This window comes from Aureliella helgolandensis, from assembly GCF_007752135.1.
GTDB lineage: Bacteria > Planctomycetota > Planctomycetia > Pirellulales > Pirellulaceae > Aureliella > Aureliella helgolandensis.
On record NZ_CP036298.1, the window covers coordinates 5,848,961 to 5,869,446 of the forward strand.

A 20,486-nucleotide genomic window follows, 5' to 3' on the forward strand; every position below is an offset into this window, starting at 1 on the left:
CTAAACGCCCGCTCGGTGGGCCATCCGCAACGCCCCAAACTCCTCTACACAGCGATGACGAGTCATCGCACTCCATATGGACTGCTGCGACTCGTCGTAGCTTTCTTGCTCGGCAGCTCGGTGTCTTCAGCGTACGCCAAGGGACGGCGCCGAACTCTCCTGCTCCCAAGAATGCGAGACAAAGGTCGCACCCAAACGCCCGCTCGGTGGGCCATCCGCAACGCCCCAAACTCCTCTACACAGCGATGACGAGTCATCGCACTCCATATGGACTGCTGCGACTTGTCGCAGCTTTCTTGCCCGGCAGCCAGGTGTCTTCAGCGTACACTAAGGGACGGCGGCGAACGCTCTTGCTCCCAAGAATGCGAGACAAAGGTTGCACCCAAACGCCCGCTCGGTGGACTAACCATTACGCACCCAATAGCCCGACAAAGCGATGACGAGTCATCGCACTCCACAGAAACCGCTCCGATCATCGCACTCCATGTGGACTGCTGCGACTCGTCGTAGCTTTCTTGCCGGGCAACGTCACCTCTTGGGCCTGCAACACAAGCGACTTTTGCAATGCGCCTATCTATTGGGGAAACTGCCGCGTTAGTGCTCGGAGATTGAGAAACGTGCTGCGTAACTCATCCAGTTCGATTGGCGAGAGTGCTTCGGCGGCTTCACTCACGACTTCGAATTGGTACGTGGCTGCATTCTCTGCCTGAGCATTTGCTGCCGCTATTTCCACTGGCACATCTTCCAGGGTAGTGGGAGGAGCTAGGTATTCCGGAAGCCTGACGTACGGCTCACCAGACAACTCTAGCAGCGTGTAGAACACATAGGTTCTACCGCCAAACTCATTCTCGAGTACTCCTTCGCACCAGGGCCAATTATCGACCGTCAAAGTGCGAGACCGCAACACTTTCCATCCCAAGCGTTCGCGTTGGGCGATTGGATCATGCCAGCCTTGGAGTGGCAGGTCATTGGAAGCGGTAAGCTGCCGTTCACCTGCTTGGTAGCGCCATGCAAAAGAGTGCTCGCCCGACTCACTGCGATGGCTGCGGAGCGTTCTCTCCTGCCCAATCCGCTGCCAACCGCCACTCAGTGTCATTGGAAACACATCGACATTGCCAAACTTTGCAATTTGCTCGGGCTCGAGCGCCGATCGGCCGAAACTGAGACCGCCGAGACCTTGCTTGCCAAGAGACTGAATCGGGAACACCATCGCAACGAGACAGACGATTGCCGACAAACGCACGGACCATACTGCAAGTGAGCTTTGCCGCCAGTTTAATGCCGGTGCGCCGCGCAGTTCGGCTTCTCGCTTTTCTTTTGCAGCCCGGAAGCGTGCTTTTTCATAGTCATCCTTGGGTTCCAGATTCTCAAACGGAAATGCATTGGGCCAGCAAAACATCCGATTCAAAGCCGCATAGGCTGGTCCAACTTCAGCGTCCCCCACAGGGATAGGAGCGAAAACCCGAGTAAAGAACCGCAAACTCTGCCAAATCATCAGCAACACAAATAGGATCACCATTATTCCAAGGATTTGATAATCCTTGCCTGTGGTCAGATCACGGCCGCTGAATTCCTGCAATAACAAGATAGTCAGCATCTTCAAATAATCAGCCAATACCGACCAGACGACCACAAGTCCCAGCGACTTGAGCGTAACAAGCATGCTCGTCCGCAAGGTGGCGGACAGCAGAATAGAAAAAGTGGCAAACGAAAAGAAATTGCCTATTCCTCCACACACCTCTGCTGTAAACAACTTGAGGCCACGGGTTTCAATCAAGCTCCCGTTCTGAACGTAAGGAATCGCCAGTGCGTCAAGTGTGGCTGTAGTACCCCAAGTCGAAATGTACAGCAAACCACGCAGAATTCCCTGATCCCACCCCCAAGGCAACAAGCTGGCAGTTGCCAGGCCAGCCGTCCACACCACGGGTTCAATCCAATGCTTCTCCCCGAAGCGTCCGAGTGCCCAAGCGCAAAACACAAGCACTGCGGCGAGATGCGCAAGGCGAGGAGAAAAAATCCAAACGCTGTAGGCATAGAGTGAACAGCCAACCGCCAGCATGGCAATCGCACTCCACCGTCGCGCCGGCCGCGTTGTCCCGCGTGACGTTCGCAATTGCAAGCCGACGAGCACGGCTACCCAAACGATCGCCAAAGGGAAGAACCGCAGGTATTCACGACTCCACAGTGCAGCCGCCTCGTAGAGCAGCATGGGCGACATGGCTAGGATTGGCAGGACACCCGCCCAAAGATTCCATTGCCAGTCGGATTGGGGCGTTTGAGGAGTGGGAGAGGAAACTTCCATGGAGACATGTACAATCTGATTGCGGTTGGATTCGAGTGGAGGAGCGATCAATGCACTCCGCTTCGTACTAGTGCTTCGTCACAACTTAGAATTCGAGTTGTAGCAATGTCGGCAAGCAGCTTGCCCCAGTCTAATATCGACGGAATCACAGCTGCAATCGAACTGGCGAACCCCATCGCAGGGTTGCGGCTTGATGCCCACGCCTCAGCTCTAACTGACACGGAGGTTGGCAGGAGTCGACAGGTTTACGAGTTCCCGTGTTTTGGGCGCTATGGGTAAGAGACTCGTGCTTCCCACACTCACCTTGAAGAGTTAAACGGGATTGCGCACAAGGAACTAAGCTTCAATTCTAACCGAAATCCGAAGCGTCTCCATTGGGGGCATGCCATCCTGCTGACAATCGGTGGTCAAGATTTCCCCTAGTGCCAGAGCAGACTATTTCAAAGGTCCTAGGGGGCCGATATGGCTGGGAGCTAGAGAGGCATCGTGGGAGTTGACCCCAGCCTGATGCGTTTGATTGCGATTGTAGTAGGGATGATCCAAAGCTCCCGTCATTCCCGCTAAATTACTAAACGCATTGACGGACACATAACAAACTCTGCCATCACCGTAGAGGATGTTCACACCTTGGCCGCCGTGAGCTTGGTAGGAAACCTGGCCTGCGTCAATTGAAGGAGTATCCCCCATGATCGCCAAGTCCCCTCCACCAACACTCTTGACGGCGACGACTTGATCGTCCTCATACACTCCCAAGGAATAAGCGTAATCGCCGCCAGCGGTCACCTGGTACTCTTTGAGCAATGCAGGTGGCAGTTCGTACAAGTCCCTGCGAGTCGACACGCAAGGTAAGTCGCATTGAGATTGCCGGTTGGGTAGATCCATTCCCAACAAACTGGAGCAACGCAGTTGGCTGGGAGGAATGGGCATGCCTACCTCTGACATCAGCAAATAGTAAACCCCTGAAAAGGACTCAATGCCCTCACAAGCAATCGCTGGAAAGCGGCCGGCTGGGTCGAGCATCGTGTAGTGCAACAATCCCTCTCCGGTGCGTCTCATATTGTCTGCACACTGTGCACGCCGCGCCTCAAACCGGGCCCGCACCACGGCGGGCAATAGCAGGCAACAGAGTGCGGTTAGACTCAAACAGAGTGCGGTAGAATCCCAAAAGGAGAAGCGGCTTTTCGAGGTTAACGAGGGTTGCCCAAACCGGCGTACAACTCGCTCGTTGGACCGTGAAAGCGGCCGATCGGGAGACTCCGCGGCACCATTTCCATCTACCACGAGAGCCCCGTCGCGGTCCGTGGGATTCGCAGCAGCTTCATCGACCCGCGCCATGGTCGAGTCAAACAAGCCAGCAGGGGGTTCATACACGATCTTTAACGAGTCCAATTCATCGAGAACTGCCTTCAATCGGTCCAGTTGCTGTTGCAGTTCTTCGTCTTGGGGGAGCTGAGACTCGATTTCCCGCCTGAGGGCTGGAGAAGCATTCCCCAGTAGATAGGCGATGAGTTCTTCTTCGTTTATCTGCATAGTCAGCCAAAAGGGGGCTTTGGTGAATAATTTGCAAGGAGCAGCGCGGACTACCCGTGCCTGCTACCTATGATTCACTACGCTGCCAAATAGCAGAAAGTTTACGAATTGCGGAATGCACACGACTTTTCACCGTCCCTACCGGTACCCCCAACGAGTCGGCAGCGTCTCGGTAGGACAATCCTTGCAGATAAATTAATTCAAGCGCGCTCCGCCCCGGCTCACCAACTTCTGCTACCGCATCGCGCATTTGCCCTCGAAACTCAGCTTCGACTAACACATCCTGACTAGGAACGCGATGGTCTGGAATCGCCGCCGCATGGGAATAGGCCCTCGAGTCGGTCTCTCCAAAACTAGCGTCCAAGCTCTGCAACGCCCGGCGACTTCCGCGCCGTTGCAAATCGATCGCTTGGTGCGTAGCGATACCGTACAACCAGGGGCGAAAACGACGGGTCAGATCAAACTGCTCCGCTTTTTTGAAGACGCGCACGAACGTCAACTGAAACGCATCCTCCGCTAGATCATCATCGGCTAGGTAGCGTCTCAGATAATTATAAATTTCATGCTGATAACGGCGTACCAGCGTCTCGTAACTCAAGCGGTCGTGCTGCAACACAAACGCACGCAAGAGATCTTCGTCGCTGCCCGCGGAACGAGCCAACGAGGAACTCGCGTCTATTTCCTTGCAAACGCTAGATTTTGGCATTGCGCTCTTCTCATGAACTAAGTTATGTGTCGCACCCAGGTTTATTGTAGCCGCATAGCCTAGAATCTTGCAATTTACGGCTCTAATTCGTCGATTTAAGGCCGACCAGCTCAGTGAACCGCCGCTTGCCCCCCTCAATCAGGCAGGGCACGGCCATCGCCGAGTAGCCCATTCTCCCCCCCAATGAGCCTATTGTAGTGCAGTAGCAGCCATTGAGAGGAACCGCTCCTCCGAACGGGCACCACGTCACACCGCCCTTCAGAGGGGATCTCCAATTAGGCTAGCTACCCTTCGGCCAAGTCGTAGAGATGCGCTAATTCAAGGAGTAGGGCTTCCAGCTGCTCAAAATATTCGGCTTCCGACAATTGCGTTTTTTGGCTCCGCAACGAATCCAATTGCCGTTCTAGCTCCGCGCGCTTCCCTGCAAGCTCGGGAGTGAATTGTGGAGCATCGGGGGAGGAATAAAGAATTGCGCGCGAGGCTTGCAATCCATCTACGGCCTGCCCCTGCTTGGGAACTTTCACAGGACGAATCCCCTGGTAGAAATCGCCGGTTACTCCATGGCGATCCCCATTATCATCCAGCAACGCGTGTTCGGTGGTAAGCCGTGCATCCTGCTCATAGAAGCGTTCGGTCTGGGACGTCGCCATCAAGAAGGCCTCTAGGAGCGAGACTTCCTGATCGTGATCAATGTCAGCCTGTAGATTGCTGAGCGACTCGGACAAATACTTGCCAAAGCGAGCGTAGTTGCTTTCGCTACCACTTCGCGTCGCCGTTACGATCACGCGACCAGGACCGCTCAAATCAGTGAGAAACGATGCACTCGCTGAAGAACAATTGACCACCACTAACTCGCTTGTTTTTGGTTTCAGCCATGCGGCGAGTTCCGACGAAGAAACATCCTCTCCAACAAGATTGAACTTGGCAATATTCCGGGAAGCAGTCCCGTGCCCCAATAAAACGATCCACAATGGTCCAGCCGCATCAGCATTTTGGTCGATCGCTTGCTGCAAGGCCTGCTTATCCGATCCAGTGGCAGACTCTGTTGCTCCAGCCAAACCGATGGGTGTGACGTCCAGAGCTGCTTCGTTGGCAAATTTTAGCCACTGCTCCGCCCATTGTTTGAACTGTTGTGCATATTCATCCGTTCCCGGCGCACCGACCACCAAAATCAACCGACTGACCTTGGGAGTCGTTGGGCTGACGGGCTCCTGCGCAAAACTTGCTAGAGAACTCCAGCAGCAGTGCAGGTACACAGCGCAACAAGCAGCTCGCAACACGCCGCAGCGCATGGCATGCAAGAGCTTCTCAGGTCGTAGCCGCCACCCGTTGCGAGCGGAGTGCTTATTTCGAAATCGCGTCATAGTCAAAAATCCTAGCGTGGGGGGCGGACAGGCATGTCTGAATTGAACCCCAGAGGGCGCACCATTGGAAATATTGTCGAACGGGTCATCCACAAAACGACTTCTCCCGCAAGCACGACTTTCACGCCAGTCCCCTGGTAACCACTTTTCACTTTTCAACGCGGACTGCTCTGCAGCGGCGACTACTCGTGCCTTGCTTACCGACGGGTGACGATTTGTGGGTTGAACGGGAAATGGGAATGGATTCCTAAGCAGCTGAGCTGGGATAAAGTGGTCCAGCGCGCTACCTACGGCATTCCCTTCCAGCGACGGATTCCCCATTCGGCGCACAGGCAAGCGATGGCGAAGCACAATAGCCAAGGACCATGCCATATGGATTCTAAGCGTGTTTCCGACACGGGAACTTTGCGAGTGGGCAATGAGGCAGCCAATCGTTCCAGGCCCTCCACTCGCACCACTTCGCCACCGCTGGCATTCGCCAAGCGATTGAGCAAATCCCGATCCGGTTCAACTCTTGAAAATTCAATGGCACTAGGTCGAGCAACCCAGCCCGTATGAGCCACATCCAACACCTCAGCATCAGGCCCGGTCGCGCTGACGGTGCATTCGTAGCCACCATCCAGTTGGGACCAGTACTCCGCGCGATACCGTCCTGGATAAACTGCATCGGGCGTAGCCACGAGTTCCATGGACCGGCCATCGGGCCCGCGGACAGCCAGCTGAACGGTAGCATTGTCCAAGGGTTTGAAGGCGGCGTCGCGCAGTGTGACTACAATCAGATGCGGTTGTTGTGTATCGGCGGGAGCTTCGATGCGAGCCTCGACTCTCTGAGGGGAATCGTTGGTGAGCCAGCGTGCCATTTGCCGCCAGTTTTGGGCAAGATCATCCGTTTCAGTCGTGCTGCGCCGCAGACTCCACCGCCACATGTCACTGACCATCAACGCGAGCGCGCGACCTTTACCAAATCGATGTCCGACGAGGCCGGAGCGCGTACCTTCCTCAGTCGTTAGTTGGGCATAAACGGAGGCTCCCGGCTTGTGCGCGCCGACCTGATTCCAAGCCTGAAACTGAGGCATCTCCTCAACTCGCGTGCGTTCATCGCTTTCGTTGTCACGCAACCTTAGCCAGGGTTCAAGTGAGCCTTCGCGCGTCAATTGGTATTGTGCTTCCAACACACCAACTTCCTGAGAAGAGGGTGGTGTTCCTCGCAGATAAACGGGCAGAACATCCCCGAGGGGCGTATCCTGGTACCCTCCTTCATTAAACGACTCTTCCCCACCCAACATCATCAAACCGCCGCCACGTTCCGATACAAATTGGCGGATCAGCAACATTTGCTGTTGAGAGAAAAAGCCTGCTTCGAGATCGTCCAGGATGATGGCATGGTAGTGGAACAGGTCTTCGGCATTGCCAGGAAATCCCGACTTCAGTTCCTGCTCTGCGACTCCCAGCCTTAACAGGACTGGTTCATCGTACTGCTCTGCGGTTTCTTCATCTTCACTGAAGCCAGCCAGTAGCGGATTGGCATTCTCCACTCCTCGATCGCGAAATCCAAATTTCGCCTCTTTTTTGGCAACGCGGACGAGTGCTTGAAATTTGAGTTCGACATCTTCCTCCAGGGCTCGACGCAAGAACTTGAGCTCCCAGTTGGGTCTCCCAGCGACATATAGAATGCGGTAGGGCCCTTCACCACGCCGTACGGAGACCAAGCTACGGTTGTTGACGGTGGTGGTCTCGAGATGGCTTTCCGCAAGGATATCATCGCGATCCTCGCTCGACAGCATCGCTCGTAACGTTACAAAAGCGGATTTGGTTTCACCGGGTTGGAATTGAAAACGCACTTTCTGCTGCGACTCCTTGGCGTCGAGCGAGAACGTTTGCCGGTTCATCGTTTGGCCGTCGGCATCCATCAACCGGACCACAACCTTTTCTCCCCCCAAACCACGACTGGCCAAAACCGCTTCCACCGTCACTGGGGCCAATTCAAACGAAGACATACTGACTGACGCCTCGCGCAGCTCAAGGTCAATAATATCCTCAGCCCCATCCACCACAACGGGATAGATTGGAAAGGGGAGCTGGCCGGAACTGAGCAGATCTTCGAGATCGTCCGTGGCTAAACCATCAGTGAAGAGTAAAACGCCCGCGACTGGGTGCGTCGCGAACCGTTCCTTCAGCGTCCGCAGTGCCTCAGCAAGTGAAGAGGAGTTTGCTGAAGCGTCGAGCTTCGAAAAGTCGTTGACAGCCTGCAGGCGTGCATCGAACTGATAACGCCGGACGTCGAAATCTTGGGCTAAGCGTTTCTGCCAGGCTGACTCACTATCGAGGGGAGCCTGCAAGCGCTCGATCATCGATTGGTCGCGGCCTGTAGGACGTAGTTCCATGCTCCGGCTGTTGTCTGCCACAATTGCTAAAACGTTCGCCCCCGGCCGGGGGCGTTCGACGCGGCGCATCGGATCGACGAGGCAACACAGCAGCGCTAGAATTGCAAACAGCTTCAACCCTAGGGCGATCCAAGGCGTGCGTGTTGCATTGCGGGAAAGATAACTCCACATCACTAAGACGAAAAGTAGCAAGCCGATTCCGGTTGCCATCCAAACCCAATACCGAGCACCCAACACGAGGGAATCAAGTCCCAAGGCATTCAAGAGCTGGGAGGTCAAGACCGGCGAGTCGCCGTTTGCCGATGTCTCTGGCATTACTGCGATCTCCCCAAATTTTCATAATACAGTTCCACACTACGACTGAATTCACTCGGAACTGGGTCGCGGTCAATGGGCACAATCTCCGACTTTTGAGCGACGCGACGCATTAACTCTTGGGAGACTTTGTGGGTCAAGTCGGCCAAGGGTTGGGCGACCATCTTTTCCAACTCGTCCCACTGAGGCGCTGCGGAATGCCGTTTCAGCTCACCTCGCAATTCACGAGCAGCCTGCCGAATCTGCGTTGCCTCCCACCGAAGCTGTGGGTCGTCGACCAGCTCCTCAACATCCCGCAGTCGATCTGACCATTCACGGAATCCTTCGCCGGTAAAGGGGGCCGCGTTGGGATTCCACTCCTCCTGGCCAGAATTTTCGCCTGAGGAAGCCCCGCCTCCTAAGAGCCCACTGCCAGGCTGCCCGGTGCGGCCACCCGAATTGTTCGGAGATCCACCACGTAATCCTGGCTGTCCCTGTCCTGGCTGCCCCTGTCCGGGTTGTCCCTGGCTGGGTTGCTCTTGTCCGGGTTGTCCTTGTCCTGGTTGCCCTTGTCCTGGTTGCCCTTGTCCTGATTGCCCCTGGCCGGGTTGCTCTTGGCCGGGTTGTCCCTGGCTGGGTTGCTCTTGTCCGGGTTGGGATTGCTGAGGCTGTCCGGGTTGAGATGGTTCTTGTCCAGGCGCAGACTGGGGTGGTGCAGACTGGCCCTCCCCTGAGTTTTGAGCTGACCCCGGTGTTTGCCCTTCCGTCGCGTCGAACTGCGATGGGTCGACTGGAGACGGCGAGCCTCCTGGTACATCGCCGCTAATCTCCTCCTCATCTGCCGCCCCCTGGGGAGTCCTGGGCGTGGTCTGGCCTCGCTCCGCTGAATCGTCGCGTCCCAGCCCCTCTTCCAGCTCCCGGTGTACGTCATTCTCAAGTCGTTCGAGTTGATCGAGTGCCAAGCGTAGTGAATCTACGGAATTGCCCAACACGACTTCGGAAGCGTCTTCAATGTCCTCCCTCAACATGGAAAGGTCTTCGACCGATTGTCCCGCCAGCTCTCTGGCCTGTGGCGCTAAATTGCGGTCGAACAATCGCTGCGTTAACTCCAATCGCTGATCGGCCTGCTGTTGCTCCGTCCGCCTAAAGCTGTCGTACAGACGTTGCGCGAGGAGTGGTTCCGCATCCTCCGCCTGCTCGACAGTGGTTTGCATTTGCTCCAATAGTTCGTTGAGTCGTTGTCGCTGCTGTTCCAATTGCTCAGCCACATCCGATTCTTGGCTGGGAGCTCGCAGGCCGCCACTGGGTTCAGCATCGACACGGTCCATTTGTTCAACAATTTGGTCCTGAGTTTCTTCCAGTTCAGCAGCCCGGCCTTTCATCTCCTGCATGGTCTCTGCAAACTGGCCAGCGGCCTGCTGCCGAACCTCCTCCTGCATTTCATCAAGATTCTGTGCCGCCCGCGTACCGGAGGAAAGTGCTTGACTGGTATTGCCTTGCTGCAGGGATTGGGAGGCTTGTTGCATGTCCTCACGAATTTCCTGCATCTGCTCCTGTGCCTCCTCCAGAGAGGGAGAATTTTGAGCATCGAGATTTTCTTGCAGTTCGTCACTATCCTGCAACATCTGCTGCTGTTGCTCGCGCAGTCGTTGAAGCTGCTGCTCAAGTGTTTCGCGTTCCGCAGTTGAGTCGGCTGCTTGCAACGCGGCCTCAATTTCTCGCAGTTGCTCGTTGATATCTTCCTGTCGCGCGGCCAACTCGCGAAGCCGACTCAACACCTGCCGCACGGTGTTCTGCTCTTCACTTTGTTGGTCTTGAGCGAGCCGTTCATTTTCATAACGATTCTCTTGATTCTCGAGTTCGAGTTCGTTGATTTGCTGCTGGCGGGCCTGTGACCGCTGTGAACGACTCTGCGAACTGCGGGACTGCTGCGAGCGAACAACCTCGTGCTCCCGACTCTGCAGACGTAGCAGTTCTTGGTAGGCAGCTTGTTCGGAGGCGAGCGCACTGCTCAAATCCGTTTTGCTGAGGGAGTCGGCGGACAGTTCGAGAACTTTTACAGCAGCCTGCATTTTTTCAGTGGCACGCGCAAGAATCTCCGCCGCGCCCTGCACGTTACTCTCCGCTCCCTTTTCTTCCAGCAATTCGATGGCGGAGGCTTGTGATTCCGCCAACATAACTAAGTCGGGAGCCGATCGCCCCAGCAAACGCTCTCCCTTGGCTTCGCGCATGACGTTCCAAGTCGCGATCATGATTTGCTTCTGCAGTTCCAACAGCTCTTCGGTCTCTTCATTCCCCTGTGGCTGAGATTCAGATTCACTTTGCTGTTGTTCCCCTGCAGAGGGCTGTTCTCCCTGACGAAAAATCTCTTCGAAGGGGCGCACTTCGACGAAATACATGTCACTCATCGTCCGGCGGACTTGCCCGTCGACATCTCGGTCTTCAGCCCAGGCGTAGTAGGACAGAAATTGATTGGGTTCCGCATTTAGGGATTCGAAATCGATCATTTCCGAAAGGGTCAATTCACGCGACGGTTTGATCTCAGCGGATTCGACTTCGTCTGCTTCTGTTCTTGCTTGCTCGATCTCTACCGGAGCGCTATCGCCGAACTGGTACCCAATCCCGCTACGAAAAACGGCAAAGTCATCGGTAATCTTGGCGGCAACAAGAAACTCTTCGATAGGGGAAACCACCGCGTCACCGCCAGAGGTCAATTGGATCACCGACGGCTTGTTCGGCAATACTTTGGCTCGCAGCGTAATCTCACGTGCTTGCTGTCGTCCGTCTCTGTCGACAAGCTGTAGCGTCCACTGAATAGATTCATTCAATTGCAATGTAGTTTCCAACACAGTCGCGTCAGAAGCCGTTGGCGCAAACGCGTGAGTATCTCCGGACTCTGTTAGCAAGTGTGCGGTGATGGCAGGTTTGTTCAAGTGGAGTTGCCAAGTCAACTTGGTACCGGCTGCAGCAGTAACACGTCGTGTATCAACCACAGTCTTTGTTTCCTGTTGCGTGTAGACCGGGTATTCCAACACAGCATCCGCCCGGACCAATGCCGGATAATCAAAGACATCTACCTGGTAGTCAGGAGTACGCCGTTGATCGAACTCGACGGCATATTCGAGTGGCTCCCGCACATCATAGAGGAACGCGGCGAATACGGGATCGTTCAACGAACGCCGCATACTGATCCGACTGACATCAGCCTCAGCGTCCCCTTTCACCCGCTGCAACAACCACACTTCGTCCGGCAAGTCCGATTCGAAGCGAGCGGTCACAATTAGACTGGAACCCCGCTCAACTTCAGTGTTTCCGGGAGTGATGATCGGAGTCCTCTGCGGTACCACCACCGATTTAATACTAGCGGGCTGAAGCGACAACTGCTTCTCAGGTTGCCAGAGGCGGACGGCGATCAGCACCATGGCAGCCAAGGCGATCAGGGTCGTTGCATGTACCACCAACAACCTGCCATTGGGAATGATCGTACGCCAAACGTGCTGACGGTCATGCTGCAGTGCTTCAGAAATAACACTGCGTTCCAAGTATCCGAATTCACCGTTTCTAGTGCGGGAACGAAGACCGGTGGCTGTCACCAAGCGTTGGTTGAGGGAGGGAAAGGTCCGTTCTAAACGTTGTACCACTTGGGGATATTGTCGTTCCCGCGGACGCGTCAATACGGCGGCCAGCAAAGCAGCTACGATCGTGCAGCCTAGCCACCACCAGCGCGTTTCGGCTGGTACCGCGAAGCCAGCCGCAGCAACTTGGTAAATCCCCCACGCGATGGCCGCCGACATTAGAAAAATTGCAGTCAAACACCATCCACGCCGAACCGATTGCATGCGGCGTGCGACTTCGATCAGACGCTGTTTAAGTCGAGTATCCATCTGCATTCGTTCCGGTGAATCACCAATGACTAGAAACTTGAGTTATCGTAGTGGCCCGGCAGCGAGTTACTCGTGCTTGACCTTGACCAAAATCGTACGTAAATACCTGCGCTGTCCACTTACCCCGATATGGAAGATGGACGGCCGGCGAATCCCTTGGATCGATGGGCCAATCGTCCCGCTACGACTGTCTCCAATGCCAAAACACATAATCCTAGGACGAGTAACCATTGCCACAGGCGTTGTTTATTTTCCAACTCCTCCACCTTCAGCTGTCTTGCATCTTGCTGCCGGTCCGCCTCCGCTTCCACTTCCCCCAGTACGACGCTGTATTGCTCCAAGACATTCTGATCGAGCGGCAACACTTGACTCTCCGCGGCCGGAACTTGCACGGCCACCTGTTCCTTGCCGCTCGCAGACTCAATCCAATAGAGTCCTGGTTTGGCAAAATGCAGCGAGTTTTGTTCCACCACGTAGCAGTCATCCCGGGCGGGTTGATGCTCGGAATCTTCGATGCGTACGTCGGCCGCGTCCACCCCGACAATCGGCTCCCCCACCTCATACGCAGCGCGGGGTTGAGACTTCCGAGTTTCTGGTGCCAAAATGCCCATCATGATCGGAACGAACTTGCTGCTGAGCCCCAAGTTGCTCATCTTCGGTTGCCACCCCGATGTAAATACCCAGATGCTTCCTTGGCCAATTGGCTGTTGGATCAGCAGCGGAGATTGATCATCGTATTGAGCAACGACTTTGAATTTATCAGGCAGCGATGGCGTTTGAGCTTCAGGCAATGAGATTTGACGGTGCTGCCAAAAGCGAATTTTGCTGAAGTCGTTGAAGCGTGGATCTGCAAACGGAGCAAAGACAGGATGAGAATAGTCGATCGCAGACATCAACGCGAAATCGTCTACCTTTGCTTCGCCAACAGTGATCCCCTCGATCGCGAGTAGCCGAGAAAGAAATTCGCCCGAGTTTGATGCCCCAATTTCTTCACGCATTAGGCTAACAAGCACCACACCTCCATTGCTGGCGAATTCACGCAACCGATCGACGCCAGCCAGCTCAAACTCAGCCGGTTCGATGATGATTGCTGCAACATTGGCATCGCCTAGCATTCCGATTGCTGCCGATTCGCCGGGGGCTTGCCAGATCCGACGTTCGACTTGCGGACTGTCGAGAGGAGCGCGTTCCAGCAAGAAGCTCAATCGCTCCTCAGCGAGCCGCTCGTTGTGAGCGGGAGAGGCTACCACGATTTTTTCGCTACGCCGTGTTGAAGCGGTCAAGAACAGTTCATTGTCCCCATCCCAGGCATCCCCTTCCAGACGAATTCGCACTGCCCCGGGCGGGCGAACACCAATGGTTGCCACCCGAACTTGCCCGGGTGGAACCTGCAGAGAAGTGCCCGTCCCCATGTGGCTCCCGGCTTGATCGACCCAGGAGAGTTCGAAGGCATCCTGCGTACTGTCGACAGTGGTTTCGAGCCGCACTCGAACCGGTGCATCGCGATCTTCAATTTCCTCAACGCCAACCATCACCGCCGGGCGTGCATTTCCCGGGAGGTCTGGACGGACTTGTCGAACCTCCAACTCGATACCCTCGGGCCATTGATAGCCCTGCAAGGGCTCTAGGTGACTGTCGCGATGTAGATCACTGATCAACACGATCTCGCGTTCCTGGGAACGATCTTCATCCCTCGAGATGACAGCCGCATTCAGCGCATCTGCCACCGCCGTGATGCCTTTTGCCAATTCGGTGGAATACCAAGAAGGCTGAAGAGACAGTAGCGCAGCACGGACAGACTGCTGAGTCGCCAACGGTTCAGTCGCCAGCGCTTCTTCGGTGGAAACGAGGGAGGATAGCGAGCGGTCGACGGTGTAGAGCGCGACCCGATCCTGGGGAGACATGCGGTCAAGCAGCTCTAACGCCTGATCCTGGGCGCCCTGCCACACCGATGGGCGTTGCATGCTCGCACTGGTATCCACTAACAACACCACCGTCCGACCAGAGAGCCCCACATCCAGCCAGCTTTCCTGGCGAAAATAAGGGCGTGTAAAGGCGAATGCGATCAGAACCAGGGCCAAGGCCCGCAGCAATAGAAGCAACCAATTGTCGAGTCGGCTACGACGCGTCAGGCGAGGAGGCGACGGGGAGAGAAACATCAACGAGCTAAAGGTGACTTGCCCTTGAGGTTGTCTCCGAATCAAGTGAAATAGGACGGGCCCCACAATCGCCAACGCGGCCAGTGCATACAAGGGAGCTAGTAACCCCATCGTTTACTCCTTGGCTTTCTGGGCTGTAGTGGTTGGCGGCTTTGAAGTGGTGGCCAGCGGCTTGCTGCCTGACACGGCTGCGGATCGAGCCATCGCTTGTTTTGCAGAAACGCTGCTTGCCGCACCGAGCATTTCTAAGAGTACCGTTTCCAGCGGTTGATCGACGGTCACGGTCAACAATCTGGCTTTGCGACGATGGCAGATTTCTAAAAGTTGAGCTTCATGGGTATCGAAACGCTGCCGATAGAGCGATCGAGCAAGCGTGGGGTCGACATACATTTCTTGCCCAGACTCCAAGTCCTGCAGCATGCTACTTGCCTTGATGGACAGATCAATCTCACTGCGATCGAGGATGCGAATCACCAACACGTCGTGACCGCGACCGCGGAGATAGCCCAACGGTTGCAGCAGCGAATCAGGCTCCGTCAGCAGATCGGAGATGATGACTACCATCCCACGCCGACGCGAAAGCCCCGCCAGCTGCTCTAAGGATTGTGCCAAGTCGGAATGAATTCCCGTACTCTCCAACTCCAGAATGCGCATCAAATGCTGCAAGTGTCCGGTGCGATGCCTCGGCGGCAGAAACTCAGACTTCGCCGTTCCACACGTCATCACTCCCACAGCATCGCGTTGCAGGGATAGATAGTAAGCGATCGTGGCCGCTAGCGTGCGAGCATACTCCGATTTCGTATAGCCTTGCGTCCCGTACTCCATGGACTTGCTTTGATCAATGGCTAGGTAGCAGCGGCGGTTTGTCTCATCTTCGAATTGTTTGACATAGTAGCGGTCGGTGCGGGCCAGGAGTTTCCAATCGAGGCTGCGTGGATCGTCCCCTAGAACATACGGACGATACTCAGCAAATTCGACTGAAAATCCGCGGAGCGGGCTTCGATGGAGCCCTGCGGTAAAACCGTCAACGACCGTCTTGGCGCGCAGCGTCAGGTTCTTGATCTGCATCAGCGCAATCGGATCAATGAGCGAGCGTCGGCCAGTGGAAGAACTCCCGCTGGCCGCCGCCTGTCCTGAAGCGGTTCGCATTGCGTTGCTTCGCGCCATCATTATCCCCTTCAATCCGCAGAAACATTGAGGAGCAGGGATTCGATGCAGTCTTCGACCGTCACGCCTTCCGCTTCCGCTTTGTAGTTCAGCAATACGCGGTGTCGCAACGTCGGTGCAGCCAGGGCTCGGATATCATCGATGGCCGCGTGGGAACGCCCTTCGAGTAAGGCGCGCGCCTTTGCGCCGAGGACCAGCGTTTGTGCGGCCCTCAAGCCAGCTCCCCAGCTGACCCATTCATTCACAAAGGTAGTTGCTTGGTTCCGTCCGGGCCGGGTAGCCTCCACGAGTCGCACGGCGTAGTCGGCGGTTTCACGCGCGATCGGGACTCTGCGAACCACTTCTTGAAATTGCAAAACGTCGAGCCCACTGAACAACTTCTCGATCGGTTCGGGGCGAGTCGAAGTGGTCTGCATGACCACATCCAACTCTTCGTCATGCGGCAAATAGTCGATTAAGACATTGAACATGAACCGATCAAGCTGAGCTTCCGGCAGCGGGTAGGTACCTTCCATCTCAATCGGGTTCTGTGTGGCCAGTACAAAGAAGGGCTCTTCGAGCACGTATCGGCGGCCAGCCACGGTGACCTGATGCTCCCCCATCGCCTCCAGCAACGCAGCCTGCGTCTTGGGAGGCGTGCGATTGATCTCGTCGGCCAAAACCACATTGGCAAAAATCGGGCCATGCACAAACTGCATCGAGCGAGTGCCGTCGCTACTCTGCTCTAGGATTTCCGTGCCCGTAATATCTGAAGGCATTAAGTCGGGCGTAAATTGAATGCGTTGGAATTTCAAATCAAAAATCTGAGCCACGCTGCGTACTAACAATGTCTTCGCCAGCCCAGGCGCACCGGTGATGAGACAATGCCCACCCGCTAAAAGACTAATCAAAAGTTGTTGTACAACGTCTTTCTGGCCCACGATGGTTTTCGATAGTTCTGTATCGATCCTCGTGCGACTCTCCCGAAGGTGCTCGACAATGGTCTTTTCCTGCTCGTCGGTAAGCTGCTCTGTATTCACTAGCTGTAACTTTCAATTAGCAATGAGCGTTCATGCGGTAGCCGCATGCGGCGCAGTAGTCAGGGATGGTGTTCAGGCGTTCAATGGGTCATCGCATAGGTCACGATGTTGATCCCCAAAGGGTACGATTTTTTTACGGAGAACTCGCGAAAGTATTCCTCGTGAACTCCCTCCTGCTCCCATCCATCTCCGAGGTCCGTATTATGACAAATGAACACCATGATGCGTCCCTCGTCATCGTAAATGGCTCGGTAGTTAGGAGTTCGCGTGTCGGAACCGTGGCCCTCTTCCCAGGTAATTCCGTACTGCCAATCGCCCCCAATGGAAGGAATCTGGGGTTTCTCCGTTAACGGATAAACGCATTGGAAAATCTCATGTTCGAGTGGTACATCCTGAGGCTCTCGCTCCGGGAAAACTCGTTTGATCTGTTCGTAGAACACTCGGTAGGCATGGTCGCCCCAAAAGTCGTCCACCATCATGAATCCACCATTGAGACAATATTTGCGCAATCCGGCCACTTCCGGTTCCGAGAAATACAGGTTCCCCGGTTCGATCATGTAGATAAACGGGTAGTCAAACAGTTCCGGGGAATCGAGATCAACTACTACCGGATGCGGATTGACTTTCAGCGAAGTAATCTGTTGCAGTCGCAATGAGAAATTCAAATCGCTGTCGGGCATATCGATCGTCCATCGACCTTCTCTTCCCCCTCTTCCCCCCCAACGGTTCGAGCCGTCGCTGTACCGCACGCGAGCAAAAGTGAACGTATCGGACTTGAACCGCGGGGAAACATCCCACACAGGCACGCCACCGCGATCGTTGGGATCGCGTCCGCGCCGTCCGCCTCGCCCCCACTGCCAGGCAAACAGGGAACTTCCCACCATACAAACGACGATCGTGGTCAGTAGAGTTAACTTGATTGATCGACGCATGCCATCTTCCATTAGCTAGTGCTATTTCAGTTCCCAAACGTCTGCAGCGATTCGGGGCGTGGGGGGCGCCCAGCATCGGGATGCTCCATGGGGAGGCCGCTGGTCCCCACCGGTTGCTCTTCCTTCTGCAATTCTGAGTAAATCTTCACCAGCAACTTCTGAGCTTGCCGGTAGCGTGGCGTATACTCAAGCGCCAGCAGCGCTTCTCGCCGAGCTGCGGGCAAGTCGGCCGTTGCCCAGAGCGACTCGGCTAATTGGTAGTGCAATCCAGCAGGATCGACCGGCTCCATCTCTTGCAAAGCGCGCAGCGAAAGTACCGCGATCTCAGGAGTTCCCAGTCTTTGTGCTGCCAAAACCAGTGCTTCATGGCCAGCCGGCACGAGCGGCTGCACCGCCAGCAACTGCTCAGCCACGCTGGCCAGAGAAGACCATCGCTCAGCATCGCGATGCAACGCAAGCAACCGCAACAGCACCGGCAGACGATCACTGGTGGCAGTCGCAATCTCTTCCAAGGCATGCAGCTCAAGCTCAACGTCATTCAGCTCACGGGCACACTTGGCAATTAGCTCAATGATGCCTCCAGGCTCTACGTCGCCTGGGTACAATGCGTCCGTTTCCTGAGCCGCGGAGAGCGCACCACTCCAATCTTCTTGGCTCATTCGTAGCGAGATCAACATCTGCCGAGCACTGTAGCTATTTGGATTCGCATCGATCCAGGCTAGCAGCTCCTCTTCCGACCGCAATTCGGAGATCCCTTCGGAATCAAATTCAACGGTTTCCGCAAAATCCTCGGCCAGCGTTCTCACATACTCTTCGAAATCGGCATCGATTGCGTCAGCATCCCCGTAACGACGCGCAAACGCATCATGGGCCGGCACTCCCATCCCCAAATCGACGAGCCATTTTTGCAGCAAGGGCAAGCCGTGGGTATCGATTAAATACCGCACGGCCAAAGAGGACTCATAGTAGGCCAACTGCAAATGGACAGGGCTCTTCGGACTCAGGAAGGCTCCACTCAATTCGGACAGCGGAGTAAAATCGTCGCCTAACAGCATCTGCTTGTATCTGGGATTCATCCTCTGTCCCCACCTACTGTCGCGTTCCAACTCTTCGTAGACCGAGATCCCCTCGCTCAGCCAGCGTGGCATCCGATTGTTCGTTTTTTGCAAAGTCACCACGTGGCAGAACTCATGCCACAAGACACTCTCCCAGTTCGACGGGGTCTCTCCTTGAGAGGCCGGAGAATTGGCTGTGATCAAGGGGCCGAAACAAACTCCCAGAAAGCCCGCACCGCCGGGCAATCCGAAGGTTCGAATGGCAAAATCACTTTGCTGTGGGAAGATCTCCACCGCCACCGGTTGCTTGAGTGGCGCCTGATACTTCTTGGTCAGCACTTCTTCGGCTTCCAACAGCAACTCAGCCACACGCGGACCATAAATCTTTGCTTCTCGCGCGTCCATGCGTAGCAAGAACGAACCAATTTCAAGGGTTGTAAATTGCTCCAGACGGGCTTGCAGCGTCTTCAAGTTGAACGCTACGACGTTGTATTTATCGTCCGTGCTCACCTGATCCACCAGCATCCATCCCTGCTGTTCCTCCCCGGTACGAAGCAGGTCTTGTGCCAATTGAAATTTGGCCGGAACAAACTGTGGATCGAGTTTCAGCGCACGCCGCTGGTACTGAACCCCTTCTACAAATCGGTAGTGTCTCGATAGAGTCTGGCCGATTAGAAAATCAACCTCCGGATTGAGCGTCCAGTGCTCGAGTGCCTGCTTTCGGAACGAGCCCTCTTCGGCGTAGTTGCCTCGCAGGTGAGCAATCGCGGCGCGCAGCGCCCAGGCGGCTGGCAGCGAATTGTTGATCTCCAGCACCTCTTCTAAAACGACAAGCGCTGCGTCGTAGTCTTCGGCAGTAATATGATTCTCAGCAACGAGCAGTAGACTCTCCACCTGCCTTGGATTCAACTCCAATGCGGCATCGAGATGCTCGGCCGCTAGCGACGAATCGGATGGACTCCAGGCCTTAGCCAACAGGTAGCGAATCCAGGGATCGTCCGGCCGCAGTTCCAGGGCCAGCTTGAGCGCATTGACTGCTTCTTGGTAGTCCGCCTTTTCAATCGCAAGCTCTGCAATGGCAATATGCGCATCGACATAGGTTACATCCAGTTTTAGAATCGCATCGTAGTAGCTCAATACATTCCGCGCATCCTCGCCAATTGAAAGCGAATACCGTCCGATCGCCAGCAGGTTTTCTCGGTCGTTGTAACGCCAGCGAGCCGTTTGCACTAACTCCGGGATTTCCTCCAATAGCCGCCGCGCTACATCCGACTGTCCACAATAGCGATAGGCCTCTGCCCCCAACATACGCAAAGGCAGACTACTGGAAAACTTCGAAGCGACCGATTCGTAGGTCTCCAAAGCGGCCTCATAGCGCCCCGTCAATAGTTGAGTTGCGATGAGCTGCTTTGCCCAGAAGTCGTTCCAGATGCCTTTGTCGACCTCTTCTTGACAGAGAGTCATACAGTCTTCGTAATCGCCACGATAAAAGGCGGCGCGCACTTCATTGAGCTCGGCAGCTTGGACGCTTGAAGAGTCAGCACCGTGCCAAGAAAATCCGCTCACCAGCGATAGAACGATACCACCGATTGTGAGAATTCGAGGAATGCAGCGAAACGCATCAAGCATGGGAATCTTGCGTCAATAGTAACTTAGCAGTGTGTGCGCCAAGCAGAAATCGATTAGCATT

11 protein-coding genes are annotated in these 20,486 nt (G+C 55.3%); all 11 read right to left on the reverse strand.

What is annotated here, in order from left to right:
* Positions 1-574 precede the first annotated feature (574 nt).
* Positions 575-2,353, reverse strand: coding sequence for an exosortase U (xrtU, locus tag Q31a_RS20540; protein ID WP_197355437.1), 1,779 nt, complete (start codon positions 2,351-2,353; stop codon positions 575-577).
* A gap of 384 nt (positions 2,354-2,737) precedes the next feature.
* The gene (locus Q31a_RS20545; RefSeq protein ID WP_145082089.1) at positions 2,738-3,832 is read right to left on the reverse strand and encodes an anti-sigma factor family protein; all 1,095 of its coding nucleotides are present in this window, start codon (positions 3,830-3,832) and stop codon (positions 2,738-2,740) included.
* Between the two features lie 67 nt (positions 3,833-3,899).
* Positions 3,900-4,538 carry an RNA polymerase sigma factor gene (locus Q31a_RS20550; protein ID WP_145082091.1) on the reverse strand — a complete coding sequence of 213 codons (639 nt, stop codon included), beginning with the start codon at positions 4,536-4,538 and terminating at the stop codon, positions 3,900-3,902.
* 284 nt (positions 4,539-4,822) lie between these two features.
* Positions 4,823-5,902 carry a hypothetical protein gene (locus Q31a_RS20555; RefSeq protein ID WP_145082093.1) on the reverse strand — a complete coding sequence of 360 codons (1,080 nt, stop codon included), beginning with the start codon at positions 5,900-5,902 and terminating at the stop codon, positions 4,823-4,825.
* Positions 5,903-6,189: 287 nt separating this feature from the next.
* Entirely contained in the window at positions 6,190-8,601 is a 2,412-nt protein-coding gene (locus tag Q31a_RS20560) for a hypothetical protein (RefSeq protein WP_145082095.1), read from the reverse strand.
* A complete protein-coding gene (locus tag Q31a_RS20565; RefSeq protein WP_145082098.1) occupies positions 8,601-12,464 on the reverse strand; it encodes a coiled-coil domain-containing protein in 3,864 nt (1,287 codons plus the stop codon). Before Q31a_RS20565 ends, Q31a_RS20560 begins: the two co-directional genes overlap by 1 nt.
* A 119-nt stretch (positions 12,465-12,583) precedes the next feature.
* Complete coding sequence (locus Q31a_RS20570) at positions 12,584-14,734, reverse strand: BatA domain-containing protein (protein ID WP_145082100.1); 2,151 nt, start codon at positions 14,732-14,734, stop codon at positions 12,584-12,586.
* A 3-nt stretch (positions 14,735-14,737) separates the two neighbouring features.
* A complete protein-coding gene (locus Q31a_RS20575) occupies positions 14,738-15,772 on the reverse strand; it encodes a DUF58 domain-containing protein (protein WP_231690859.1) in 1,035 nt (344 codons plus the stop codon).
* A gap of 29 nt (positions 15,773-15,801) precedes the next feature.
* A complete protein-coding gene (locus tag Q31a_RS20580) occupies positions 15,802-16,809 on the reverse strand; it encodes an AAA family ATPase (protein ID WP_145082102.1) in 1,008 nt (335 codons plus the stop codon).
* Between the two features lie 80 nt (positions 16,810-16,889).
* The gene (locus Q31a_RS20585) at positions 16,890-17,741 is read right to left on the reverse strand and encodes a DUF4159 domain-containing protein (protein ID WP_145082104.1); all 852 of its coding nucleotides are present in this window, start codon (positions 17,739-17,741) and stop codon (positions 16,890-16,892) included.
* Positions 17,742-17,767: 26 nt separating this feature from the next.
* Positions 17,768-20,425 carry a tetratricopeptide repeat protein gene (locus tag Q31a_RS20590; RefSeq protein WP_145082106.1) on the reverse strand — a complete coding sequence of 886 codons (2,658 nt, stop codon included), beginning with the start codon at positions 20,423-20,425 and terminating at the stop codon, positions 17,768-17,770.
* Positions 20,426-20,486: the final 61 nt, after the last annotated feature.

Bases quoted from the DNA above. Each gene is read 5' to 3' on its own strand.
- Q31a_RS20545 (WP_145082089.1), bottom strand. From the start codon at position 3,832: ATGCAGATAAACGAAGAAGAACTCATCGCCTATCTACTGGGGAATGCT.
- Q31a_RS20550 (WP_145082091.1), bottom strand. From the start codon at position 4,538: ATGCCAAAATCTAGCGTTTGCAAGGAAATAGACGCGAGTTCCTCGTTG.
- Q31a_RS20555 (WP_145082093.1), bottom strand. From the start codon at position 5,902: ATGACGCGATTTCGAAATAAGCACTCCGCTCGCAACGGGTGGCGGCTA.
- Q31a_RS20560 (WP_145082095.1), bottom strand. From the start codon at position 8,601: ATGCCAGAGACATCGGCAAACGGCGACTCGCCGGTCTTGACCTCCCAG.
- Q31a_RS20565 (WP_145082098.1), bottom strand. From the start codon at position 12,464: ATGGATACTCGACTTAAACAGCGTCTGATCGAAGTCGCACGCCGCATG.
- Q31a_RS20570 (WP_145082100.1), bottom strand. From the start codon at position 14,734: ATGGGGTTACTAGCTCCCTTGTATGCACTGGCCGCGTTGGCGATTGTG.
- Q31a_RS20575 (WP_231690859.1), bottom strand. From the start codon at position 15,772: ATGCGAACCGCTTCAGGACAGGCGGCGGCCAGCGGGAGTTCTTCCACT.
- Q31a_RS20585 (WP_145082104.1), bottom strand. From the start codon at position 17,741: ATGCGTCGATCAATCAAGTTAACTCTACTGACCACGATCGTCGTTTGT.
- Q31a_RS20590 (WP_145082106.1), bottom strand. From the start codon at position 20,425: ATGCTTGATGCGTTTCGCTGCATTCCTCGAATTCTCACAATCGGTGGT.